This window comes from Cellulomonas sp. plas2 (assembly GCF_057221735.1).
Map to the genome: position 1 here is coordinate 2,302,383 of NZ_CM170155.1, position 24,254 is coordinate 2,326,636.

A 24,254-nucleotide genomic window follows, 5' to 3' on the forward strand; every position below is an offset into this window, starting at 1 on the left:
CGCGGCGGGGGTCACGGGTGGTCCTCTCCGACGACGGGGACGGGCGTGGTGCGGGGCAGCGGGGCCGGCTCCTGGTCGGGCAGGACCATGGTGCCGACGCCGTCGGAGGTGAAGACCTCCACGAGGATGGAGTGCGGCTGGCGGCCGTCGATGACGTGGGCGCGGCCGACGCCGCCCCGGACCGCCCGCAGGCACGCCTCCATCTTGGGCTTCATGCCGCTGTCGAGGCCGGGCAGCATCTCGGCCAGCTCCGTGGCGCGCAGGCGCCGGACCAGCGAGGAGCGGTCGGGCCACGCCGCGTAGAGCCCCTCCACGTCCGTCAGCACGACGAGCTTGCGCGCCCCGAGGGCGACCGCGAGCGCGGCCGCCGCGGTGTCCGCGTTGACGTTGAGCACCTGGGTCGGGTCCTCGAGGTCCGGCGCGACCGTCGAGACCACGGGGATCCGGCCGGCGTCGAGCAGGTCGAGGACCGCGCCGGGGTTCACCTGCACGACGTCCCCGACGAGGCCGACGTCCACGCGCTCGCCGTCGACGACGACGGTGCGCCGCCGCGCCTGCAGCAGCCCCCCGTCCTCGCCGGACAGGCCCACGGCGTGCGGCCCGTGCGCGTTGAGCAGCCCGACGAGCTCGCGCGAGACCTGGCCCGTGAGGACCATGCGCACGACGTCCATGGCCTCGGGCGTCGTCACGCGCAGCCCGGCGCGGAACTCGCTGGCGATGCCGAGCCGGTCGAGCATCGCGTTGATCTGCGGCCCGCCGCCGTGCACGACCACCGGCCGCAGGCCGACCTGCCGCAGGAAGACCATGTCCTGCGCGAAGGCGCGCTTGAGCTCGTCGTCGACCATGGCGTTGCCGCCGTACTTGACGACGACGAGCGCGCCGGCGAACTGCTGCAGCCACGGCAGGGCCTCGACGAGGACCTCCGCCTTCTGGTCCGCGCGCAGGTCCGTGCGCGTGTTGAAGACGAAGTCGGGGTCGAGCGCCGGGGCGGCGTCCGCGGTGCCGGGCTCGTCGTGCGTCGTCGTGCCGTCCGTCGTGGTGCCGCTCATGTGGAGTACGCGCTGTTCTCGTGGACGTAGTCGTGGGTGAGGTCGTTCGTCCAGACCGTCGCCGCATGGGTGCCGGCGTGCAGGTCCACCTCGACGCGCACCTCGCGCGCGGCGGCGAGGTCGACGAGCTCGCGCGGGTCGCCGACGCCGCCCGCCCGGCACACCTGCACGCCGTTGATCCGCACGTCGAGGGCGGCGGGGTCGAACGGCGCGACGATCTCCGGGACTGTCCCCACGGCGGCCAGCACGCGGCCCCAGTTCGGGTCGTTGCCGAACACCGCGGCCTTGAACAGGTTCGACCGCGTCACCGCGCGGGCCACGGACACGGCGGCCTCGTCGTCGGAGGCGTTGACGACCGTCACGGCGATGTCGTGGGACGCGCCCTCCGCGTCGGCGACGAGCATGCGCGCGAGGTCGGCGCAGACCCTGCGGACGGCGACGGCGAGCTCGTCGTCGCGCGGGGCCTGGCCGCTCGCGCCCGAGGCGAGCAGCAGGACCGTGTCGTTGGTGGACATGCAGCCGTCCGAGTCCACGCGGTCGAAGGTCGTGCGCGTCGCCGCGCGCAGGACGGCGTCCGCCTGCGCCGCGGTCAGCACCGCGTCGGTGGTGAGCACGACGAGCATCGTCGCCAGCCCCGGCGCGAGCATGCCCGCGCCCTTGGCCATGCCCCCGACCGACCAGCCGTCGGGGGTCGTCACGTGCGCCTGCTTCGCGACGGTGTCCGTCGTCATGATGGCCGCCGCCGCCGCGTCGCCGCCGTCGACCGCGAGCGCCGTGGCGGCGTCCCCGATGCCCGGCAGGAGCAGGTCCATCGGCAGCCGCTCGCCGATGAGGCCCGTGGAGCACACGAGGACGTCGGCCGCGCCCACGCCGAGCAGGTCGGCCACGTGCTCGGCGGTGCGGTGGGTGTCCGCGAAGCCCTCGGGCCCCGTGCACGCGTTGGCACCGCCCGAGTTGAGGACGACCGCCGACGCGACGCCGTCGGACACGGCCTGCCGGGACCACAGCACCGGCGCGGCCTGCACACGGTTGGAGGTGAACACGCCGGCCGCCACCTGCAGCGGGCCGTCGTTGACGACGAGCGCCACGTCCGGCCGCCCGGAGGCCTTGAGCCCGGCGGTCACGCCCGCCGCGCGGAACCCGGCCGGGACGGTGACGCTCACGGCGCGACCCCCTCGAGCGGCAGACCGAGGGTCTCGGGCAGCCCGAGGGCGAGGTTGAGGGACTGCACGGCGCCTCCTGCGGTGCCCTTGACGAGGTTGTCGATGGCGGTGACGGTGACGACCCGGCCGGCGCGCTCGTCGACCGCGACGCCGACGAGGGCGGTGCTGGCCCCCGCCACGGCGGCGGTGCTCGGCCAGGTCCCCTCGGGGAGCAGGTGGACGAACGGCTCGTCGGCGTAGGCGCTCTCCCAGGCCTCCCGCACCGCGGCCGGGCTCGTGCCGGGCACGAGGCGGGCGGTGGCGGTGGCGAGGATGCCGCGGGACATCGGCACGAGCGTGGGCGTGAAGGAGATGCTCACGCGCGCGGCGCCGGCGCTGCGCAGGTTCTGCGCGATCTCCGGGATGTGCCGGTGCGTGCCGCCCACGGCGTAGGGCGCCGCGGCGCCGAGCGCCTCGGACGCGAGCAGGTGCGTCTTGGGCGAGCGCCCGGCGCCGGAGTACCCGTTGGCGAGGACCGCGACGAGGTCCTCCGGCTCGACGACGCCCGCGGCGATGCCCGGCTGCAGGCCGAGCGTGACGGCGGTGACGTTGCAGCCCGGGACCGCGATACGGGTGGCACCGGCGAGGGCGGCGCGCTGCGCGGCGGCCACCCGCTCGCCCGGGTGCAGCAGCTCGGGCAGCCCGTACGGCCAGGTGCCCGCGTGCTCGCCGCCGTAGTAGGCGGCCCACTCCGCGGCGTCGACGAGGCGGTGGTCGGCGCCGAGGTCGACGACGACGGGGTCGGCGCCCGTGGCCGCCAGCGCGGCGGCGACGGCACCGGACGCGCCGTGCGGCAGCGCGAGCACGACGACGTCGTGCCCCGCTAGGTGCTCGACCTCGGTCGGCAGCAGCCGGACCTCCGCCAGCCGGCGCAGGTGCGGCTGGTGCTCGCCGAGCGTCGTGCCGGCACTGGCGTTCGCCGTGAGGGCGCCGATGCGGGCCTCGGGGTGGTTCAGCAGCAGACGCAGCGTCTCGCCGCCGGCGTAGCCGCTGGCGCCGGCGACGGCCACGGAGAAGGACATGTGCATGACCATACACAGGAGCGAGTGACGATACGAAAACGGGACGCGGCGCGTCGCTCCCTGTGCGAGGGTGAGGCGCATGCGCGCCGTCGTCGCCACCGCCGCGGGCGGTCCCGAGGTCCTCGAGCTCCGCGAGCTGCCCGACCCCTCCCCCGACGCGGGTGAGGTGGTCGTCGCCGTCCGGGCGGCCGGCGTGAACTTCATCGACACCTACCGCCGCAGCGGCACGTACGCGATGGACTTCCCGCACGTCGTCGGGAGCGAGGGTGCGGGCGAGGTCGTCGCCGTGGGCGCGGACGTCGACGGCGTGGTCGTCGGGGACCGGGTGGCGTGGGCGTCGTCGCCGGGGTCCTACGCCGAGCTGCAGCGCGTCCCCGCCCGGGAGCTGCTGCCCGTGCCCGACGGCGTCGACGACCGGGTGGCGGCGGCGCTGCCGCTGCAGGGGATGACGGCGCACTACCTCGTGCGCAGCACGGTGCAGCTCGGTCCGGGGGACGAGGTCCTCGTGCATGCGGCGGCCGGCGGCGTGGGGCTGCTCCTCACCCAGCTCGCGACGGCGGCCGGCGCGCGCGTCGTCGCCACGGTCGGGTCGGCGGAGAAGGAGGCGCTGGCACGCGGTGCCGGCGCCGCCGAGGTCATCCGCTACCGCGAGCTCGACGACCTCGGCCGAGACCTGCCCGCAGCGGTCCGCGAGCTCACGGGCGGGCGGGGCGTGCGCGCCGTCTACGACGGCGTCGGCCGCGACACGTTCGACGCGTCCCTGGCCAGCCTGCGCCCGCGGGGCGTGCTCGTGCTGTTCGGCGCGTCGTCGGGACCCGTCCCGCCCGTGGACCCGCAGCGCCTCAACACCGGCGGGTCCCTGTTCCTCACCCGCCCGACGCTCGGCTCCTACACCGCCACGCGGGAGGAGCTGACCTGGCGCGCGGGCGAGCTGTTCGACGCCGTCGTCGCCGGTCACCTCGACGTCCGCATCGGGGCCACCTACCCGCTCGACGAGGCCGCCGAGGCCCACCGCGCGCTGGAGGGCCGTGCCACGACCGGCAAGGTCCTCGTGCTCCCCTGAGGGACGGTCCGCCCCCCGCACCCGCACCGCCGCGAGAGGACCACCGTGCCCGAGCCGCTCCCCCTGCCCGCCCACCCGCCCCTGCTCGACCTGCGCCCCGTCGTCGAGGCCGACCTGCCCGCACTGGCCCGGCTCAACGACGGCGCCGTCCCGGCGGTCAACGGCATCGGGACCGACGGGCTCGCGCGCCTCGTCGCGATGTCGGCCCTCGCGCTGACCGCCGGTCCGGCCGACGACCCCGCCGCGCTCCTGCTGGCCCTCGCGCCCGGCGCGGACTACGCCTCCGAGAACTACCGCTGGTTCTCCCGGCACCGGCCGGGGTCCCTGTACGTCGACCGCGTGGTCGTCGCGGACGCGGTGCGCGGCTCGGGCCTCGGCTCCGCGCTGTACGCCGTCGTCCTGGCCGAGGCCGTGAGGCGCGGGCTGGGCGAGGTCACGTGCGAGGTCAACCTCGAGCCGCCGAACCCCGGGTCCCTGCGGTTCCACACGCGGCTCGGCTTCGTGCCCGTCGGCGAGCAGGACACCGACGGCGGCGCCAAGCGCGTGGTCATGCTCGCCCGGGGCGTCCAGGGCTGACCGCCTCCCTCGACGACTCCCGCCCCGACGACGACGGCCCGGCCCACCGCGAGGTGGACCGGGCCGTCGGTCGTCCGGCCACCCGCGCAGACGTCGGCGTGACGTCAGCGCGGGTGCCGAGGTGACGTCAGCGCGACGTCACCACCAGCCGCACCGGCGCCGACTGCGACGGCGCCGAGGTCGACGTCCCGGCGTACCGGGCGACGAGCTCGTACGTCCCGGGCGCGAGCCGCGCCGGGAGCGCGAGGGTGGCGGACCCGTTGGTGCCGATCGACGCGGAGCCCAGCACGGTGCCGCCCGACACGAGCTCGACCGTGCCGGTGAGCTTCTTCGTCGCACCCTTGACCGTTGCGCTGACCTTCACCGTGCCGACCTTGGCCTGCGCCACGGTCGTCCTCGTGACCGACAGCGTGGTGGTCGTCGCCGCGCGGGCGGCGGTGACCGTCAGGGGCAGCGTGACGACGGTGCCGGACGGCGCCGCCGTGAGCGTCAGCGTGCGCGTCCCGGCGGTCGTCGCCCGGGGCACCGCCACCGTGACCGTGGCAGTGCCGCCGGAGACGGTCGCCGTGCCGATCGCGGTGCCGTCCAGCCGGACGGCGAGCGACGTGTTCCGCGGCGCGCCGAGGCTGGTCAGGTCGAGCCCGGTGACCGGGACCGTGAACGCCGTGCCGGCCTCGACGGAGGCGGGCAGCGCCGGCACGCCGACGGCCCGCTCCGCGAAGCTCGGCGCGAGGCCGGGGTGGCCCTGCAGGTAGGACACCCAGGCGTCCCGGTCGATGAGCCCCGAGTCGGCCGTCCCGGTCCCCTGGGTGAAGACGCGGAAGTTGTCCCCGCCCTGCGCCAGGAAGCTGAACGTGCCGATGCGGTAGGCGGCGGCCGGGTCGAGCGGCTTGCCGTCGACCGTGACCGACGTGATGCGGTCGCCCGCCGGGCGGCCCTCGTCGTACGTGTAGGTCACGTTGTCGGAGAGGCCGAGCTGCAGGTACGGCCGCGTCGGGATGGTCCCGTCGGCGTTGGTCTGCCACTGCTGCTCGAGCATCGTCGTGACCTGGGCGCCCGTGAGCGTGGTCGTCCAGAGGTTGTTGACGAAGGGCAGGACCGCGTTGGCCTCGGCGTAGGTGATGGTGCCGTCGGGCGCGTAGAGGAGCTCGTTGCGCAGGCCGCCGGGGTTCACGACGCCGATCTGCGCGCCGCCCCGCTCGGGCGCCGCGAGGGTCTCCTTGAGCGACTGCGCCACGAGGTCGCCCAGCGTGGACTCCCTGCTGCGGTCGTCGCGGCTGCCGCCGGCGTAGCCGCCGGTCCCGTACGCGCCGCCGGAGAACGCCGTGGTGATGTCCGCCGTGACGGACCCGACCTTCTGGTTGCCCACCGCGGTGGCGTTGGCCAGCGCGGCGTCGACGATCGTCTTCACGGCGGCGACCTTCGGGTACGCCTTCACGAGGTCCGCGTCCGCCGTCGTCGTGCGGGCCACGTTCGTCGCCGTGGAGCCCGTGACCTCGCCGGAGGCGCGGTCGTAGGTCAGGACGACCTTGCCGAGGAACTCGCCGTAGGAGCCCGTCTGCAGGACCGGGCGCGTGGCACCGGGCTCACCCGGCACCGGCGCCTGCCACGCGTACTGCTTGTGCGTGTGACCCGTGAAGATCGCGTCGACCGACGCCGAGGTGCCGGTGACGATGTCCGCGAACGCGCCGCCCGCGGCGACCTCCTGCTCGAGGGTCGCGCCATCCGGCGTGCCGGCCCCCGCGCCCTCGTGGTACTCGGCGACGAGGACGTCGGCCTCGCCGTTGGCCGGGTCGCCGTCGGTGAGCCGGGCCGCGACGCGGTTGACGGCCTCGACCGGATCGCCGAAGTCGATCGTCGCCACGCCACCGGGCGAGACGAGGGTCGGGGTCTCCTGCGTGATCGCCCCGATGACGGCGACGTCGACGCCACCCATGTCGAGCAGCTCGTACTCGGGCAGCGCCGGGGTCGTCGTGCCCTTCGCGTACACGTTGGCGCCCAGGTACGGGAACGCCGCGGTCTCGTCCACCCGCCCGACGAGGTCCGCGAGGCCCTGGTCGAACTCGTGGTTGCCGACGGCCGAGGCCGCGAGGCCCAGCGTGTTCAGCACCTCGAGCGTCGGGCTGTCCTGCGCGAGGGCGGACGCGAACAGCGACGCGCCGATGTTGTCGCCCGCGGACAGGAGGGCCGTCGGGCCCGTGGCCGCCGCCCGCTGCTGCTCGACCGTGCCCGCGACCTTCACCGTGTTGGCGTCGATGCGGCCGTGGAAGTCGTTGATGTTGAGCAGCGTGAGCTGGACCGGCGGGGTCGTCGCCCGCAGCCCGACGAGCACCGGGTCGTGGTCGGAGGACCGGTACACGTCCGGCGCGTAGAACGTCGTGCCGTGGTACCCGTAGCGGCTGTACTCGAGCGCCAGGGCCTCCTCGGCGTTGATCTCCCACACGTCGGCACCGGTCGCCCGGGCACCTGCCGCCTCGTTGAGCAGCACGTGGTCCAGGGAGCCCGACAGGCCGGAGAAGGAGTACGACCACTGGTCGTCCGCCAGCGTGGAGGCCGCGTCGACGTAGCCCGCGGCGTAGAGGACCTGGAGCGGGTCCTCCTGCGTGTAGGCGTTGAAGTCGCCGACGAGCGCGACGGCCTCACCGGCCCAGGTCTTCCCGACCCAGTCCCGCAGGGCGGTGGCCTGCGCGACGCGGGACGCGTTGGACGCGCCCTGGCCGTCGCCGGCGTCGGCGTCGCCCGGGAGCGGGCCCGCCGAGCCCTTGGACTTGAAGTGGTTGACGACGACGACGAACGGCTCGCCGCCGCCGACCGGCGCGAACTCCTGCGCGATCGGCTCACGGGCGTTGACGAACGCGTCGGGAGTCGCCGTGCTGGTGTCGAGGGCGCGCGAGCGCCCGACCGTCGTCACGGCCGCCGGACGGTAGATGAGCGCGCTGGTGATGACGTCCTGCGTCGACGCGGCCGGCAGGTCCGTCGACGAGGGCACGAACGCCCACGTACCGGCACCGGCGGCGGCGTTGAGCGCCGCGGTCAGGGTCGCCAGGGCCTCGTCCGTCGCCTCGCCCAGCGCCGCGGAGTTCTCGATCTCGAGGAGCCCGACGACGTCCGCGTCCAGCGCGTTGATCGCCGCGACGATCTTGGCCTGCTGGCGCGCGAGATCCTCGCCGTCCCAGGCACCGCGCTGCGCGCAGCCGCCGTTGACCGTGACCCCGTCCTTCTGGAAGCCGGACGTGTAGGGCGTGCAGGTGGTCGTCTGCGTGCCCAGCGTCGTGAAGTAGTTGAGGACGTTGAACGACGCGACGGTCAGGTCGCCGCCCACGGCCTCGGGAGCCTTCGTGCGGGTGTTCGCGAACGTCACCGGGGCCTGCCCGCCCGCGACCACGGGGGCCGCCGGGTTGAGCTTCCATGCGCTGTTGCGATAGTCCACGACGACCGGCGCGGTGAACGTCACCCCGGCGCCGACGCGGATCGGGTTCTGCAGCGAGATGTAGGGAGGCGTCAGCGCCGCGTTGGCGGCCGTGAGGAAGTTCGTCGACGCCCCGTCGTCAAGCACCACCGCGCGGGCGGCGTTGTCCGCGGCCACCGCGGCGGCCTCCGCCGAGCCGGCGTCCGCGATGTCCGTGGGCTGGATCAGGGGCCTCGTGCCGGAGGCCAGGCCGACCTCGCCGTACTGGTTCGTCGAGTACGTGTTCGTGATGGTGAACGCCGACGTCGGCTGGTACAGCATCGACTCGAGGACCTCGCGGGCCTCGGCCGACGCGGGCCACGGCGAGTCCACCGGCGTCACCGGCGCGAGGGCGTCGGCGCGCACGGCGACGTCCGCCGCCGCGCCCACGACGACCTGGGTCAGCCCGTTGAACTCCGCGACCTGCCCGGTGACGTCGACGGACGCCCCGACGGCCGGCACGGTGAGCCCGGGCGCGTACACGAACACCGCGTCGGACGCGGTGCGTGTCCCGGACCCGCCGGTTCCTGCGGTCTGCACGACGAACCCGTTCAGCCCGCCGGTGGGGTAGGACGCGGTGACGACGCCCGTGGTGGTGACGCTCTGCCCGACGAGCGGGCTCGCCGTCCCGGTGCCCTGGATCTGCGCGATCGTCGCCGCGACGGGAGCGGGCGTCGGCTCGGGCTCGGGGTCCGGCTCGGGCTCGGGGTCGGGGGTGACGGCCGAGCGCTGGGGCGTGGGCGCGCCGGCGACGAAGTCCGCGGCGTTGTCGGCGGTGTTGACGTGTGCGCGCCGCGCGATCGACGTGCTGTTCGACGGGGCCGGCGCCGGCCTCGTGCCCGCGAAGCCCGTGGCGGTGCCGAAGCCGACCAGGTCGACGACCGACGGCTCGGCGGCGCACGTGGTGACACAGGTGAGGAGCGTCGTGGAGCTGACGAGGGCCACCTTGCCAGCGGTTCCGCTCATCCCGATCGTCCCGGCGACGTCGCCCTCGACCGGCACCGTTCCGCCGGCACCCTTCGCCTGCGCGACGAGGTAGCTGCCCCCGGGAGCGATGCTGCCCGTCAGCGCGGTGTGCGCCCAGCTGCTGCCCGTCGCGGAGGCATACTGGACGCTCCAACCGGACAGGTCCACCGGGGACGTGCCCGGGTTGTACAGCTCGATGAAGTCGTTCTGGAGCGTGGCGCCGCTGTTGCCGCCGCCGCCGTAGACCTCGTCGATCACCACCGGTGCGGTGGGGCTGACCGCCGCGGTGGCGGCCGGCACACCGACCGCCACCGTCCCCGCCATCACCAGGCCGAGGGCGAGACCGCCCCCGACCGCTCGTCTTGACGCTCTGCGCACGTCCACTCTTCTCGTCGACTCTCTGGGGCGCCTGCGGGCGCCGCGGGTCACCCTCACCCGGGTGTTACCGGTCAGTCAACGGTCCGGACGTTGCGATCACGTGAACTTCCTGGCGGCCCCTCAGGCCCGTAGCGTGCCGCCGAACCGGCGACCCACCTCGGCGACGACCGCGTCGCGCACGCCCGCCGTGTCGGCCGCGGTGAGCGTCCGGTCCGCCGCCCGCAGCCGGAGCGCGAACGCGAGGGACCGCGTCCCCGTCGGCACCTGGTCCCCGGTGTAGACGTCGAACAGGCGCACGTCCTCGAGCACGTCACCGGCGGGACCCGCGGCGGCTCCCGCCCGTACGGCGTCCGTCACCTCGGCGGCGGGCACCGCGGCGTCGACGACGAGCGCGACGTCCTCCTTGGCGACGGGGTACGTCGCCACGGGTGCCGCCTGCACGGGCTCGGCCGGGAGACGCGCCACGAGCGCGTCGAGGTCCAGCTCGAACGCCACCGCCCGCGCGGGAAGGCCGAGCGCCGCGACGACCTGCGGGTGCAGCTCGCCGACGTGGCCCACGACCGCGCCGTCCGCCGTCTCCACCCGCGCGCAGCGCCCCGGGTGCCACGGCGCCCGGGTGTCGGCGACGAGCCGCACGGGCACCCCGAGGGTCCCGGCGACGGTCTGCACCGCCGCGACGGCGTCCGTGTGGTCGACGCGGCGACCGGGCCCCCACGGACCGGTCCGCTCGCGCGCACCCGCGAGCACCCCGGCCACCTGGCGGGGCTGGTCGGGCACGGCGGCCCGGACCGCGGCGAGCACCTCGTCGGAGGGGCGCGTCCCGCCCGGGGGGGTCGGTGCGGGGGCCGCCGCCGGCTGCGGGTGCGTGGCGAGGCCGATCTCGAACGCCGCCAGGTCCGTCGTCCCGCGGCCGACGTTGCGCCGCGCGGTGTCGAGCAGCGTGACGAGGACGGACGTGCGCAGGTAGGGCTGCTGCTCGGCGATCGGGTTGACCAGGCGCAGGCCCAGCCGACGCGGGTCCTCGTCGTCCAGGCCGAGCTCGTCGAGCTGCGCCGCCCCGACGAACGGGTAGGAGAGCACCTCGACGAGGCCCTCGCCGACGAGCGCGTCCGCGACCGCCCGGCGTGCGCGCTGGCCCGGGGTCAGGCCGCGCCCGCCCGTGGCCCGCGGCAGCACGGACGGCACCGCGTCGTAGCCGCGCAGGCGGGCGACCTCCTCCACGAGGTCGACGTCGGCCGTGAGGTCGGGGCGCCAGGTCGGCACCTGCACCTCGACCGTCCCACCTGTCGTCCCGTCGGTCGTGCCGTCGGTCGTGCCCGACGCGTCGTCGGGCAGCACGCAGCCGATCGCGCGCAGCGTCGTGACGACCTCGTCCCGCGTGTACGGCACCCCGACGAGCCGTCCCGGCAGACCGAGGTCGAGCCGGACGGGCGCCGGCGGCGTGGTCCGGTCGACGTCGGCGAGGTCCGCGTCCGGGGTCCCGCCGCCGTGCTCGACGAGCAGCGCCACCACCCGCGCGACCGCCACCCGCGGCAACCGCGGGTCCACGCCGCGCTCGAAGCGCTTGGCCGCCTCGCTGCTGAGCCGGTGCCGGCGCGCGGTCCGCGCGACGGAGACCGGGTCGAAGTGCGCGGCCTCGACGAGCAGGTCCCGCGTGCTCGGCCCGACCTCGCTCTCCCCGCCGCCCATGACGCCGGCCAGGCCGAGGACGCGCGACGCCCGCGCGCCGCCGGGGCTGTCGGTGACGAGGAGGTCCTCCGGGTCCAGCGCACGGTCGACACCGTCGAGCGTCGTCAGGCGCTCCCCCGCCGCGGCCCGCCGCACGACCACCGGCTCCGCGACGCGGGCCAGGTCGTAGGCGTGCAGGGGCTGCCCGAGGTCGAGCATGACGTAGTTCGTCACGTCGACGGCCAGGTTGATCGGCCGCATGCCGGCCTGGGTCAGACGCGCCTGCATCCACGCCGGCGAGGGGGCGGTCGCGTCGACCCCCCGGACGACCTGGGCGACGAACCGGTCGCAGCCCGGCACGCCGTGCACGGGCGCGACGTCGTCGAGCTCGACGGCCGGCCCGGCTCCCGTCGGCGTGTCGTCGCCCACCGCCTCGTCGTCCGCCTGGTCGCCCGCCGGCAGCCCGCGGTCGGTGAAGGCCGCCCCCGTCGACAGGGCGTACTCCCGGGCGATCCCGCGCATCGAGAAGCAGTAGCCGCGGTCGGGCGTCACGTTGACCTCGAGCACCTCCTCGCCGAGGCCGAGGAGCCGCAGCGCGTCCGTGCCGGGCGCCGTCTGCGCGTCGTCGAACCCGAGGCGCGACAGCACGATGATGCCGTCGTGGTCCTCACCGAGGCCGAGCTCGCGTGCGGAGCAGATCATCCCGTCGCTCACGTGGCCGTACGTCTTGCGGCTCGCGATGGGGAACGGTCCGGGCAGCACCGCGCCGGGCAGCGCGACGACCACGCGGTCGCCGACGTCGAAGTTGTGCGCGCCGCACACGATGCCGCGTGGGCCGACGCCGCCGTCCTCGCGGACCTCGCCGTGCTCTGGGCCGACGTCGACGCGGCACCAGTTGATGGTCTTGCCGTTCTTCTGCGGCTCGGGCGTGCGCTCGACGACCTGCCCGACGACGAGGGGCCCGGTCACGCCCGAGGTGTGCACCGCCTCCTCCTCGAGCCCGACGCGCACCAGGTCGGCCGCCAGCGCCTCGGCGGTCAGGCCCTCGGGCAGCGCGACGTGCTCACCCAGCCACGACAGCGGGACGCGCGGCATCAGAGCACCCCCCGCAGCCCGAGCGAGAAGCGGACGTCGCCCTCGACCATGTCGTGCATGTCCGCGATGCCGTGGCGCAGCATGAGCGTGCGCTCGATGCCCATCCCGAACGCGAAGCCGGAGTACTCCCCCGGGTCGATCCCGGCTGACCGCAGCACGTCCGGGTTGACCATCCCGCACCCTCCCCACTCGATCCAGCCCGGCCCGCCCTTCTTCTGCGGGAACCACAGGTCCATCTCCGCCGACGGCTCCGTGAACGGGAAGTACGACGGGCGCAGGCGCGTGCGCGCCTCCGGCCCGAACATCGCGCGCGCGAAGTGGTCGAGGGTGCCCTTGAGGTGCGCCATCGTCAGCCCCCGGTCCACCGCCAGGCCCTCGACCTGGTGGAAGACCGGCGTGTGCGTCGCGTCGAGGGCGTCCGTGCGGAACACCTTGCCCGGGCAGGCGATGTAGACCGGCAGCTCCCGGTCGAGCAGCGTGCGCGCCTGCACCGGCGACGTGTGGGTCCGCAGCACCAGGCCCGATCCCGAGGTGGCCGCCGCGGCGGCGCCGGAGCCCGCGGCCCCCGCGCGCTCCGCGCCCGCGACGAAGAAGGTGTCCTGCATCTGGCGCGCAGGGTGGTCGGGGCCGAAGTTGAGGGCGTCGAAGTTGAACCACTCCGCCTCGACCTCGGGGCCCTCCGCGATCTCCCAGCCCATGGCGACGAACACGTCCGCGACGCGCTGCTGCAGCACCTCCAGCGGGTGGCGGGCCCCGGGCGCGCGGCGGTCGGCCGGCAGCGTCATGTCGACGCGCTCCTCGACGAGCACGCGCGCGTCGCGCTCGGCCTCGAGCGCCGCCTCCCGCTCCGCCAGCGCCCGGCCGAGGCGCCCGCGTGCACCGCCGAGCAGCTTGCCCGCCGCGGCCTTGTCCGGGCCGGGCAGCGTCCCGATGGCCCGGTTGGCGAGGGCCAGGGGGCTGCGCTCCCCGAGGTGGGCGGTCCGCGCGGCGCGCAGGGCCTCCAGGTCGCCGGCCGTCGCGACCGCGGCCAGCGCCGCGTCGACGGCCGCCGCGACGCCGGCCTCGTCGAGCGGCGAGAGCGCGGCGGCGTCGCCGGCCGGTGCGTCGGGACGGTCGGCCACCGGCGCGGCGACGGGTGCGGAGGCCGGTTCGGAGGCCGGTGCGGAGGCCGGCACGGCGGCGGGATCGGTGTCGGGCATGGGGCCTCTCCGGACGACGGGCGGCCGACGCCCCCGGCGCCGGCCCGGACGGCGCGCACGCAGGCGGCCGCGACCAGCGCAGGAGTCTAGTCGTGCGGGCCGCCCGGCCCCTCGTCGCCGGCGACGGGGAAGGACGCGACGTCCTCGTAGAGCGGGCCCCCGTTACGCCCCTCGCCCGGGCGCGAGCGGACGAGGAGGACCGTGTCCACGGTCCACGCCGGCCCGGCGTACACGGCGAGCGCACGCACCACGTCGGTCGTCGGGTCCGCATCGGCCCGCGCCCGGCCACGGCGCGGGCCACCGGCGTGCCCTCCGAGTGCACCACCGGACCCACCGCCGTGCCCACCTCGGCTCCCGGAGGGGCCACCGCGACCCGTGGGCCTCGGTCCCGGCCGCACCCGGCCCACCGTGAGATGCGGACGGTGCCGCTCGCGCGCGTCGGACCAGGTGCCCAGCCCCTCGCCGAGCTCGACGGCCTCCGCGGACAGGGCCGCCTGGGTCTCGACGTCCCCGCCCACCCCCACCCACACCGTCCGGTGCGCGAACACCCCGGCGCCCCGCAGGTGCAGCGACCACGGCGCCCGGCGTGCGGCGAGCTCCGCGAGGCCGTCGGCCAGCGCGGGCACCGTGCCCTCGGGCACCTCGCCGTAGAACGCGGCGGTCAGGTGCCAGTTCTCCCGCACGGTCCAGCGCAGCGAGGCCGAGGGGCCGGCGCCGCCGCGCAGGCCCGACAACGCCAGCTCGAGGTGGTCGAGCACCTCGGCGGGCGGCCGGACGGCGACGAACAGACGCATGCGCCCACTGTGCCAGCCCGTCGGCGGGGACGGCTCAGCGCTGGGCGCGCACGCTGGCGTGCAGGCACAGCGCGGCCGCCGTCGCGAGGTTGAGCGACTCCGCGCGGCCCCGCAGGTCCACCCGTACGACGGCGTCGGCCAGCTCGGCCAGGTCCGCGGGCCGTTCGTCCCCGTCGGCCCCGTCGGCCCGGTCGGCCCCGGCGGGTCGCAGCCCCCACGCCTCGTTGCCGAACACCCACGCGGTCGGGCGCCGCAGGTCCGGCCCGGCCGGGGCCTCCCGCTCCCGCATCGCTCCGTCCCCGGCCTCGCCCGCGCGGGCGGCGGCGGCCTCGTCGAGCAGGGTGTCGACGTCGTGCGTCCCGCGGCCGTCGGCGGCCAGCACCGCCAGCCCGGCCGCCCGCAGCGCCGCCACGGCCACGTCCGGCGCGACCCCGGTGACCACGGGGAGGTGGAACAGCGAACCGGCGGTCGAGCGGACGACCTTGGGGTTGTGCACGTCCACGCTCGCGGAGGTCAGCACGACGGCGTCGGCCCCGAGCGCGTCCGCGGTGCGCAGCACGGTCCCGGCGTTGCCGGGGTCGCGGACGTGGGCCAGCACCGCGACGAGTCGCGGCCGTGCGGCCAGCACGTCCTCCAGCCGGTGGTCCAGGAGGTCGGCGACCGCGACCACGCCCTGCGCGTCGGGGCTCATCGCGGCCAGCACCTCCTCGGTGCCCAGCCGCACGGCCAGCCCGCGCGCGGCCGCCGCGGCGACGACCTCGTGGTAGCGCCCGGCCGCGGCGGGCGTGAGGTACAGCTCGCGGACGACGACCGCCGGCACCGCCACGGCCTCGCGCACCGCCTGCGGCCCCTCGACGAGGAACCGGCCCGCCCGCACACGCGCCGGACGCCCGGCCAGGGCCCGGACCGACCGCACCCGCTCGGCGCGGGGGTTGGTCAGCTCGGGCCCGGACCGGGCGTCCGGAGGGGTGCCGGCGGGGCCGACGGAGGTGCTGCGGGAGGTCACGCAGCCGCGCGGGGCGCGTTCACGTCCGCGGGCAGCGCACCCTTGGCGAGCTCGACGAGCGCCGTGAAGGCCGCGGCGTCGGTGACGGCGAGGTCCGCCAGGACGCGACGGTCCACCTCGACACCCGCGAGCTTGAGGCCCTGGATGAGGCGGTTGTACGTCATGCCCTGCTCGCGGGCCGCCGCGTTGATGCGCTGGATCCACAGCTTGCGGAAGTCGCCCTTGCGCGCCTTGCGGTCGCGGTACGCGTAGACGAGGGAGTGGGTGACCTGCTCCTTCGCCTTGCGGTACAGGCGCGAGCGCTGGCCGCGGTAGCCGCTGGCGAGCTCGAGGGTCGTACGGCGCTTCTTCTGGGCGTTGACCGCCCGCTTCACGCGTGCCACGTGATGCTCCTTGCTGGTCTAGGGCCGGCTGGTGCGTCCGGGGCCGTCAGGCCCGCGGGCTCACTTGCCGAGCAGCTTCTTGATCTTGGTGGAGTCGGCGGGGGAGACGACGACGTCGCCGGCGATGCGGCGGGTCCGGCGGCTCGACTTGTGCTCGAGCAGGTGGCGGCCGTTGGCCTGCTCGCGCATGACCTTGCCCGTCCCCGTCACGCGGAAGCGCTTCTTGGCACCGGAGTGCGTCTTGTTCTTCGGCATGGCTGCCGTTCTCCTTGTCGTCAGGCATCGCGCGCCGGGGCGTGCGACTCGTTCGGGCGGGACGGCCGTGCGGCCCTCCCGCGGATCAGCCGGCGTCGGACGTCGTGCTGCGGGGCTGGGACGGACGGGGTCCGGGCACCGGGGCCGCACCGCGCGGACCGGGCCGGGGCGCCGGACGCGGCGTGGGGGCCGCGCCGTCGCTCGTGCGGGGGGTGGCGGCCGGGGCCGCGGGACGCGGCGCGGGAGCCGCCGAGGGGCGCGGGGCCGCGGAGGGCCGGGGCGACGACGTCCCGTCCGCCGCGGGCCGCGGCGCGGAGGCCGGACGCGGCGACGAGGCGGGGCGGGGCGTGGACGACGGCCGCGGGGCGGACCCGCCGGACGCCGGGCGCGGGGCCGAGCCCGGCCGCGGGGCCGACGGTGACGAGGACGCCGGCCGCGGGGCGGACGGCGACACCGCGGCCGGACGCGGGGCCGACGAGGCCGGGCGCGGCGCGGCGGTCGCCGGGCGCGGGGCCGACGCCGGGCGCGGGGCGGCCGGCCGCTCCGAGGCCGCCGCGGGCGCGGGCGCCGCGGCGGGGACGGAGACCGGGGCCGACGCAGCCGCGGGGGCGGCGGCCGGCACGGGCGCCGCGGCGGGCGCCTCGGTCGCACCGGTCGACGCGTCGACCGTCACGTCCTCGTCCGCCTCGTCCTGCGGCAGCGGCGGGCGCTCCGACCGGCGCGGACGCTCGGCCTGCTCGGCACGGCGCTGCTCGGCCTTCTTCTTCGTCGGGCCGAGCACCATGATCATGTTGCGGCCGTCCTGCTTCGGCATGCTCTCGATGAAGCCGAGCTCCGACACGTCGTCGGCCAGGCGCTGCAGGAGGCGTACGCCGGCGTCCGGGCGCGACTGCTCGCGGCCGCGGAACATGATCATGACCTTGACCTTGTCCCCGGCGGACAGGAAGCGCTCGACGTGGCCCTTCTTCGTGCCGTAGTCGTGCGGGTCGATCTTGAGCCGGAAACGGATCTCCTTCAGGACCGTGTTGGCCTGGTTCCGTCGCGCCTCACGGGCCTTCATGTCGGCCTCGTACTTGAACTTCCCGTAGTCCATGATCTTGCACACGGGCGGGCGGGCCGTCGGCGCGACCTCGACGAGGTCGAGGTCCGCGTCCTGGGCCAGGCGCAGCGCGTCCTCCACGCGGACGATGCCGACCTGCTCGCCGTTCGGGCCGACCAGGCGGACCTCGGCGACGCGGATCCGATCGTTGATGCGAGGCTCGCTGATGGGGGTGCTCCTCAAGTCGTGGTGGGCGACCGCCAGGACGAGGAAAGGGCCCCCGTCCTGAGCGCAGACGAGGACCCCACAGCACCGGCCGCCGGGGCCGGCGACGCCGGCACGGCGGGCGCACGGCACCCCGGGGAGCGCCGTGCTGGACCGGACCTGGCCCCTGTCGGCGACCCGGAGGGCCGCCCGTCGGAGCGCAGGTGGGAGAGGGATCTCCGCTTGCACGCCTGCCCGCTCCCCCGGACCCGGCACCGAGGGCGGTACCGGACGAACGCACGGACAGGTCAGTCGATGGACCAGCGTAGCAGACGCGTCCCCGAACCCCTCGGGACGGAGGTGCGCACCGGGAGGGTGCGACGATCGTCGCATGCACAGCGAGCCCGGCCAGCCCGACGGCGGCCCCGTCGAGCCCATCGACCCCGTCCTGCCCGCCCCGTCCGCCGACCCGGCGCCCGCGGCCGGCCCGAGCGCCGGGACCGGCGGGGTCGACCCCTCCGTGTCGGCGACGCGCGACATCGCCGACGTCGCGGCGGTCGAGGTCATCACGACCGCCGCCGTCCACCTCATGAGCGCGGCCGCGGTCAAGTGCGGGCTCGCGGAGGACGGGCCGCAGGGGCGGGGGGCGGACTACCTCGACCTCGACGAGGCCCGCAAGCTCATCACCGCGCTCGCCGCGCTGGTCACCGCGGCCGCGCCCGACATCGGCAACCAGCACGCCCGGTCCCTGCGCGACGGGCTGCGGTCCCTGCAGCTCGCCTTCCGGGAGGCCTCGGCCTTCCCGGACGCCCCGGGCGAGGGCCCCGGGGAGCGGTTCACGGGCTCCGTGGTCTGACGCGTTCCTCCTAGCCGCGGCAACGGTCGCGGAGGACTGGCGGAGGACCTGGCGGCGCCGGGAGCCCGGCGGCGCTCAGGCCGCCGCGCGGACCCGCAGCTCGAGGGAGTCGACCCGTCCGGCGACGAGCTCGTCGGCCGCGAGGGCGGCGTTCACGCGCGCCAGCGTCGCGTCGAGGCCGGCGCGATCGAGGCCCGGGGCGAGCGCCAGGTGCACCGCGACCTCGGCGCGGGCGCCCGGCGCCGTCGCGACGGCCACGACGGCCGGCAGCCCGGCGAGCGCGGTGCGCACCGCCGTGTCCACCTCGGGCGCGACGACCCCGGCGACGACCGCCGGCGCCCAGGACCGTCCCTGGGCCAGCGCCCAGACGGCCGGCCGCGGCACGACCGCGGCCACGGGACCGGCGGGGTCGACGACGAGCACCTCCCAGCCCTCGTGCACCGCCGACAGCGCGGCCTTCGGGCCGTGCGTGGGGACGGGGCGAGCGCTCGCGCGCCAGGCCGTCATGGCCGCCGTGCCGGAGAAGACGGGCAGGGCCGTCCGCCCGTCGGGCACGCGGAGGGCGACCACGCCCGCGGACGCCTCCTTGTCGACGGCCAGCTCGACGGCCGCCCCCCCGACGTCGTGTCCGACGGCTCCCGCCACCTCCACCTGCGCCAGGACGGGCACGAGCACGCGGGCGCCGGCCAGGGCGGCGACGACCGCGGCGAGATCACCGTGCTCGGCGGCCGCGTGCGCGGCGAGCGCTGCCGCCAGCGCCGGGTCCGGCGACCCGTCGTCACCGGCGAAGGGGCTCGTCGGCGGCAGCGCCCGCCCGCTCACGGACGGCCGGCGACGTCGAGCGCCTCGGGCAGCGTGAAGGCCCCGGCGTACAGCGCCTTGCCGACGATCGCGCCCTCGAGCCCCTCGTCGACGAGCCCGCGCAGCGCGACGAGGTCGTCGAGCGAGGAGATGCCGCCCGACGCCACCACGGGCGCGTCCGTGCGGGCGCACACCTGCCGCAGCAGGTCGACGTTGGGCCCGCGCAGCGTGCCGTCCTTCGTCACGTCGGTCACGACGTACCGGGCGCACCCGGCGTCCTCCAGGCGCGCGAGGACCTCCCACAGGTCGCCGCCCTCCTGCGTCCAGCCGCGGGCGGCCAGGGTGGTGCCGCGCACGTCGAGCCCGACGGCGACCTGCGCCCGGTGCCGCGCGATGACGTCGGCGGTCCAGGCGGGGTCCTCGAGCGCCGCCGTGCCGAGGTTGACGCGGGTCGCGCCCGTCGCCAGCGCGCGCTCGAGGGACGCGTCGTCGCGGATGCCCCCGGACAGCTCGACGCGCACGCCGCGCCGGACCAGCTCCGCGGTCACCTCGGCGAGCTGCGCCGCGTTCGAGCCGCGGCCGAAGGCGGCGTCGAGGTCGACGAGGTGCACCCACTCCGCCCCGCCGGCCTGCCAGTCGAGCGCGGCCGCGAGGGGGTCGCCGTAGGAGGTCTCGGACCCCGCCTCGCCCTGGACGAGGCGCACCGCCTGCCCGTCGGCGACGTCGACGGCGGGCAGCAGCTCGAGACGGGTCATGCGGGTGGTCCTCCGGGGCTCGTGCCCGCGCGGTCGCGAGGGCGAGATGGTCGGGCTGGGGTGGTCGGGCTGGGTGGGCCGAGGGTGCACGGCGGGCGGGCACCGCGGGGCGCCGGTGTCAGCGCAGGCCGTCGACCCAGCGCTCGAGCAGCGCGGCACCCGCGTCGCCCGACTTCTCGGGGTGGAACTGCGTGGCGGACAGCGGTCCGTTCTCGACGGCGGCGACGAAGGGCTCGCCGTGCTCGGACCACGTGACCAGCGGCGGCGCCAGCGGCGTGTCGCGCGGCTCGTCGTGCAGGGGAAAGCGGCGCGCGGCGTAGGAGTGCACGAAGTAGAAGCGCTGGTCCTCGAGGCCGGCGAAGAGCGTCGACCCCTCGGGCGCCCGGACCTCCGCCCAGCCCATGTGTGGGACGACGGGCGCCTCGAGCCGCTCGACGACGCCGGGCCACTCCCCCAGGCCCGGCGTGCGGACGCCGTGCTCGACCCCCTCGTCGAACATGACCTGCATGCCGACGCAGATGCCGAGGACGGGCCGGCCGCCCGCGAGGCGGCGGTCGACGACCTGGTCCCCGCCGACCTGCCGCAGCCCGGCCATGACCGCCGCGAACGCGCCGACGCCGGGGACGACGAGCCCGTCGGCCTCCTGCGCCGCGGCCTTGTCCGCGGTCAGCTCGACCTCGGCACCCACGCGCTCCAGCGCGCGGACCGCCGAGCGGACGTTGCCGAAGCCGTAGTCCAGGACGACGACGGAAGGGGCTGCGCTCACGCCCCCAGGCTACCCGCGGGGCCGGCGCCGGCCGGCACGGGCGAGGACCGCCATGGCCTTGAACCGCGACATGCCGACACTGCTCACGACGCCGTCGAAGCCCGAGACGTCGGCCTCGGCGACGAGCAGGTCCTCGAGCTGCGAGGGTGCGTAGGCCAGCAGGAGGCCGGGCTCCTCGACGTCCTTCTGCACGGCGCCGCCCACCCACTGCTGGGCGCTGATCTGCGAGGCGCGGCGCTCGAACAGCACCACCGGGGCCGTGCGCAGCAGCTGGGAGATCGCGGCGGCACCGGCGCCGCCGGCGGTCGGGTCGCGCAGCACGGCGAGCGCGCCCTCCGGCGTGGGCACCACGTCGGCGTCGACCTGCGCCAGCGCGCACGCCGCCGCAAGCGGCGCGGCCGCGGCGACCTGCGTGAGCACCAGCGCACGGGTCGGCCGTGGCTGCGCCGACGCCAGCGTCAGGGGCTCCTCGTCGGCGGGGGCGTCGTCATCACCGGGAGCGTCCGCGTCGCCGGAGGCGTGCCCGTCGTCCGGGCTGCCGGCGTCCGCGGCGAACTGGGCCTCGAGGGCGGCCAGCACGTCGTCGTCGGGGCGGTCCTCGTCGGGACGGCCCTCGTCGGGGGCCGTGCCGGCGGCGCTCACAGCGCGCCCTTCGTCGACGGGACGCCCTCGACGCGCGGGTCGAGGGCGACCGCGGCGCGCAGGGCCCGCGCCAGCGCCTTGAACTGCGCCTCGACGACGTGGTGCGGGTCGCGGCCGGCCAGGACGCGCACGTGGACGGTGAAGGCGGCGTGGTGGGCGATCGACTCGAGCACGTGCCGGGTGAGCGAGCCCGTGAAGTGCCCGCCGATGAGGTGCAGCTCCTGGCCGGCGGGCTCGCCCGAGTGGACGAGGTACGGCCGTCCCGAGACGTCGACCACGGCGTGCGCGAGGGCCTCGTCGAGCGGGACCGTGGCGTCCCCGTAGCGGGAGATGCCCACCTTGTCCCCCAGGGCGATCCGCAGCGCCTGGCCGAGGGTGATCGCGACGTCCTCCACGGTGTGGTGGGCGTCGATGTGGGTGTCCCCCGTCGCGCGGACGGTGAGGTCGATGAGCGAGTGCTTGCCGAGCGCCGTGAGCATGTGGTCGTAGAACGGCACGGACGTGGCGACGTCGGTGCGCCCCCGCCCGTCCAGGTCCAGCTCGACGACGACGCTCGACTCGCTCGTCGTCCGCTCGACGCGGGCCGTGCGCCCGCCGGTCGTGCCGCTCACAGGCCGCCCACCTCGCTCAGGGCGGCCCGGAAGGCCGCCGTCTCCTGCGGCGTGCCGACCGACACCCGCAGCCACCCCTCGGGCCCGGTCTCCCGGACGAGGACGCCCCGGTCCAGCAGCCCCTGCCAGACCGCGTGGCGGTCCGGGAACGTGCCGAACAGGACGAAGTTCGCGTCGGAGTCCGCGGCGCGCAGCCCGCGGGCGCGCAGCCAGGCGACGAGGTCGTCGCGCTCCTGCCGCAGGCTGCCCACCTGCGCCATGAGGGCGGGCGCGTGCCGCAGCGCCGCGCGGGCCGTCGCCTGCGTCACCGCGGACAGGTGGTACGGCAGGCGCACGACGCGCAGCGCGTCGACGAGCGCGGTGCTCGCGGCCAGGTAGCCCACCCGGGCGCCCGCCAGGCCGAACGCCTTGGACATCGTGCGACTCACGGCCAGGTGCGGGTGCTCGGCCAGGAGCGCCAGCGCCGACGGGGTGCCGCGACGGCGGAACTCCCCGTAGGCCTCGTCGACGACGACGACGCAGCCGCCCGGCACGTCCGCCGCCGCCCCGAGCACCGCCTCCAGCGTGGCGGGCGGCAGGGCGGTGCCCGTCGGGTTGTTCGGGCTGGCCAGCAGCACCACGGACGGCGCGACCTCGGCGACGAGGTCGCACGCGGCCGCAGCGTCGACGGAGAAGTCCTCCGCGCGGCGCCCGACCTGCCACGCCGTACCCGTGTCACGCGCGTACTCGGGGTACATGGAGTACGTCGGCGCGAAGGACAGCGCCGTCCGGCCCGGCCCGCCGAAGGCCTGCAGCAGGTGCAGCATCACCTCGTTGGACCCGTTCGCGGCCCACACCTGCTCCGGCGCGACGCGCACGCCGGACTCGACGGCGAGGTAGCCGGCCAGGTCCGCGCGCAGCCCGAGCGCCTCCCGGTCCGGGTAGCGGTTGAGGCCGTGGGCCGCCTCCGCCACGGCGGCCGCGATGTCGGCGACCACCTCGTCGGAGGGGGCGTAGGGGTTCTCGTTGACGTTGAGCAGCACCGGGACGTCGAGCTGCGGTGCGCCGTACGGCTCGAGGCCGGCGAGCTCCGGCCGCAGCGGGAGCGTCGCCCGCTGCGGGCGGGCGGGGGCGTCGGTCACGGGGGCGAGTCTAGGGCGGGGCGTCAGAACCGGGCGCGCACGGCCTCGCCGTGGGCGGGCAGGCCCTCGGCGTCCGCCAGCGCCACGACCCGGTCCGCGACGGCGGCCAGCGCGTCGTGGTCGTACTCGACCACCTGCACCGCGCGCAGGAAGGAGTGCACGCCGAGGCCCGACGAGAAGTGCGCGCAGCCGCCCGTGGGCAGCACGTGGTTGGAGCCCGCCATGTAGTCCCCGAGCGACACCGGCGACCACGCCCCGACGAACACCGCGCCCGCGCTGGTGACGCGGTCGGCGACGGCGGAGGCGTCGGCGGTCTGGATCTCCAGGTGCTCGGCGCCGTAGGCGTTGACGACCTCCAGGCCGGCGTCGAGGTCGTCGACGAGCACGATCGCGCTCTGCGGCCCCGACAGCGCCACCTGCACCCGCGCCGCGTTGCGCGTGCCCTCGACGCGGTCCGCGAGCCGCGCCTCGACCGCGCCGGCCAGCTCCACGCTGGTCGTCACGAGGACGGCGGCGGCCAGCGGGTCGTGCTCGGCCTGCGAGACGAGGTCGGCGGCGACGTGGGTGGCGTCGGCGGTGCCGTCCGCGAGGATCGCGATCTCCGTGGGGCCGGCCTCGGAGTCGATGCCGACCACGCCGCGGACGAGGCGCTTGGCGGCGGCGACGTAGACGTTGCCGGGACCCGTGATGACGTCGACGGGCTCGCACAGGACCTCGCCGTCGACGTCGTCGGAGCCGGCGGCGCCGTACGCGAGCAGGGCGACGGCCTGCGCCCCGCCGGCCGCGTAGACCTCGTCGACGCCGAGCAGCGCGCAGGTGGCGAGCACGACCGGGTCCGGCAGGCCGTCGCGGTCCTTCTGCGGGGGCGACACGACGGCCAGCGACCCGACGCCCGCCTCCTGCGCGGCGACCACGTTCATGACGACGGACGAGGGGTACACGGCCAGGCCGCCGGGCACGTAGAGCCCCACGCGGCGGACCGGCAGCCAGCGCTGGCGCACCTGCGCCCCGGGCGCCACGTCGACCGTGAGGTCCGCCGGCCGCTGGGCGGCGTGGACCCGCCGGACGCGCGCGATGGTCTCCTCCAGCGCGGCACGCACCGCCGGGTCGAGCGCCTCCGACGCCGCGGCGAAGGCCTCGGCCGGCACCCGCAGGTGCGTCGGCCGGACGCCGTCGAAGCGCGCCGCGAGGTCGCGCAGCGCCGCGGCCCCCCGCTCCCGTACGTCCGCGACCAGCGGGGCGACCTGCTGGGCCGCCTGCTCGACGTCCACCTCCGCCCGCGGGAGCGTCTCGAGCAGGGCTCGACGGGACAGGGTGCGGCCGCGCAGGTCGATCCGGGAGATCACGGCCCCAGG

At 76.4% G+C, this 24,254-nt stretch carries 21 protein-coding genes; 3 read left to right on the forward strand and 18 right to left on the reverse strand.

All coding sequences use genetic code 11. The annotated features are described in order from the left end of the window. Positions 1-11: 11 nt before the first annotated feature. Genes argB through argC form a run of 3 tightly spaced genes read right to left on the reverse strand, consistent with a single transcriptional unit; the run spans position 12 to position 3,273 of the window. Positions 12-1,049: an acetylglutamate kinase gene (gene argB, locus AC2TDM_RS10355; protein WP_484634555.1), complete on the reverse strand. Its 1,038-nt coding sequence runs from the start codon at positions 1,047-1,049 to the stop codon at positions 12-14. Further along, on the reverse strand, positions 1,046-2,212 hold the full coding sequence (gene argJ / locus AC2TDM_RS10360) for a bifunctional glutamate N-acetyltransferase/amino-acid acetyltransferase ArgJ (RefSeq protein WP_484634556.1): 1,167 nt from the start codon (positions 2,210-2,212) through the stop codon (positions 1,046-1,048). The genes argB and argJ overlap by 4 nt, the downstream gene beginning before the upstream one ends. Then, positions 2,209-3,273, reverse strand: a complete 1,065-nt coding sequence (gene argC / locus AC2TDM_RS10365) for an N-acetyl-gamma-glutamyl-phosphate reductase (protein ID WP_203708703.1) — start codon at positions 3,271-3,273, stop codon at positions 2,209-2,211. The genes argJ and argC overlap by 4 nt, the downstream gene beginning before the upstream one ends. 79 nt (positions 3,274-3,352) lie before the next feature. On the opposite strand from argC, the gene AC2TDM_RS10370 reads away from it, so the two are divergent. Further along, positions 3,353-4,336 (forward strand): quinone oxidoreductase family protein, encoded by a 984-nt coding sequence (locus AC2TDM_RS10370; RefSeq protein WP_090030326.1) that lies wholly within the window; start codon positions 3,353-3,355, stop codon positions 4,334-4,336. 45 nt (positions 4,337-4,381) lie between these two features. Beyond that, positions 4,382-4,912, forward strand: coding sequence for a GNAT family N-acetyltransferase (locus AC2TDM_RS10375; RefSeq protein ID WP_484634557.1), 531 nt, complete (start codon positions 4,382-4,384; stop codon positions 4,910-4,912). Positions 4,913-5,039: 127 nt separating this feature from the next. Here the strand turns inward: AC2TDM_RS10375 and AC2TDM_RS10380 are convergent, their stop codons facing one another. The 8 genes from AC2TDM_RS10380 to infC form a co-directional block, all read right to left on the reverse strand. Continuing rightward, complete coding sequence (locus AC2TDM_RS10380) at positions 5,040-9,704, reverse strand: ExeM/NucH family extracellular endonuclease (RefSeq protein WP_484636438.1); 4,665 nt, start codon at positions 9,702-9,704, stop codon at positions 5,040-5,042. A gap of 120 nt (positions 9,705-9,824) precedes the next feature. Further along, a complete protein-coding gene (gene pheT, locus AC2TDM_RS10385) occupies positions 9,825-12,467 on the reverse strand; it encodes a phenylalanine--tRNA ligase subunit beta (RefSeq protein ID WP_090030320.1) in 2,643 nt (880 codons plus the stop codon). Next, a complete protein-coding gene (gene pheS, locus AC2TDM_RS10390) occupies positions 12,467-13,666 on the reverse strand; it encodes a phenylalanine--tRNA ligase subunit alpha (protein WP_484634558.1) in 1,200 nt (399 codons plus the stop codon). Before pheS ends, pheT begins: the two co-directional genes overlap by 1 nt. 86 nt (positions 13,667-13,752) lie before the next feature. Further along, positions 13,753-14,460 carry an RNA 2',3'-cyclic phosphodiesterase gene (gene thpR / locus AC2TDM_RS10395; protein WP_484634559.1) on the reverse strand — a complete coding sequence of 236 codons (708 nt, stop codon included), beginning with the start codon at positions 14,458-14,460 and terminating at the stop codon, positions 13,753-13,755. A 34-nt stretch (positions 14,461-14,494) separates the two neighbouring features. Beyond that, entirely contained in the window at positions 14,495-15,400 is a 906-nt protein-coding gene (locus tag AC2TDM_RS10400) for a TrmH family RNA methyltransferase (protein WP_484636439.1), read from the reverse strand. Positions 15,401-15,462: 62 nt separating this feature from the next. Next, a complete protein-coding gene (gene rplT / locus AC2TDM_RS10405) occupies positions 15,463-15,849 on the reverse strand; it encodes a 50S ribosomal protein L20 (protein WP_090030314.1) in 387 nt (128 codons plus the stop codon). Positions 15,850-15,909: 60 nt separating this feature from the next. Continuing rightward, positions 15,910-16,104: a 50S ribosomal protein L35 gene (gene rpmI / locus AC2TDM_RS10410; protein WP_090030311.1), complete on the reverse strand. Its 195-nt coding sequence runs from the start codon at positions 16,102-16,104 to the stop codon at positions 15,910-15,912. Between the two features lie 85 nt (positions 16,105-16,189). Then, entirely contained in the window at positions 16,190-17,386 is a 1,197-nt protein-coding gene (gene infC, locus AC2TDM_RS10415) for a translation initiation factor IF-3 (RefSeq protein ID WP_484634560.1), read from the reverse strand. A 352-nt stretch (positions 17,387-17,738) separates the two neighbouring features. On the opposite strand from infC, the gene AC2TDM_RS10420 reads away from it, so the two are divergent. Then, positions 17,739-18,203 (forward strand): DUF1844 domain-containing protein, encoded by a 465-nt coding sequence (locus AC2TDM_RS10420; RefSeq protein WP_484634561.1) that lies wholly within the window; start codon positions 17,739-17,741, stop codon positions 18,201-18,203. A 75-nt stretch (positions 18,204-18,278) separates the two neighbouring features. On the opposite strand, the gene AC2TDM_RS10425 is transcribed toward AC2TDM_RS10420, so the two are convergent. From AC2TDM_RS10425 to hisD, 7 genes are all read right to left on the reverse strand, one after another. Continuing rightward, a complete protein-coding gene (locus tag AC2TDM_RS10425; protein WP_484634562.1) occupies positions 18,279-19,025 on the reverse strand; it encodes an SseB family protein in 747 nt (248 codons plus the stop codon). Further along, positions 19,022-19,759, reverse strand: a complete 738-nt coding sequence (gene priA, locus AC2TDM_RS10430) for a bifunctional 1-(5-phosphoribosyl)-5-((5-phosphoribosylamino)methylideneamino)imidazole-4-carboxamide isomerase/phosphoribosylanthranilate isomerase PriA (RefSeq protein ID WP_090030307.1) — start codon at positions 19,757-19,759, stop codon at positions 19,022-19,024. The genes AC2TDM_RS10425 and priA overlap by 4 nt, the downstream gene beginning before the upstream one ends. A gap of 118 nt (positions 19,760-19,877) precedes the next feature. After that, entirely contained in the window at positions 19,878-20,525 is a 648-nt protein-coding gene (gene hisH, locus AC2TDM_RS10435) for an imidazole glycerol phosphate synthase subunit HisH (protein WP_090030305.1), read from the reverse strand. 9 nt (positions 20,526-20,534) lie between these two features. Then, complete coding sequence (locus AC2TDM_RS10440; protein WP_484634563.1) at positions 20,535-21,167, reverse strand: hypothetical protein; 633 nt, start codon at positions 21,165-21,167, stop codon at positions 20,535-20,537. After that, entirely contained in the window at positions 21,164-21,778 is a 615-nt protein-coding gene (gene hisB, locus AC2TDM_RS10445; RefSeq protein WP_484634564.1) for an imidazoleglycerol-phosphate dehydratase HisB, read from the reverse strand. The genes AC2TDM_RS10440 and hisB overlap by 4 nt, the downstream gene beginning before the upstream one ends. Then, positions 21,775-22,899: a histidinol-phosphate transaminase gene (locus AC2TDM_RS10450; protein WP_484634565.1), complete on the reverse strand. Its 1,125-nt coding sequence runs from the start codon at positions 22,897-22,899 to the stop codon at positions 21,775-21,777. The genes hisB and AC2TDM_RS10450 overlap by 4 nt, the downstream gene beginning before the upstream one ends. Before the next feature lie 23 nt (positions 22,900-22,922). Continuing rightward, on the reverse strand, positions 22,923-24,245 hold the full coding sequence (gene hisD / locus AC2TDM_RS10455) for a histidinol dehydrogenase (protein ID WP_484634566.1): 1,323 nt from the start codon (positions 24,243-24,245) through the stop codon (positions 22,923-22,925). Positions 24,246-24,254: the final 9 nt, after the last annotated feature.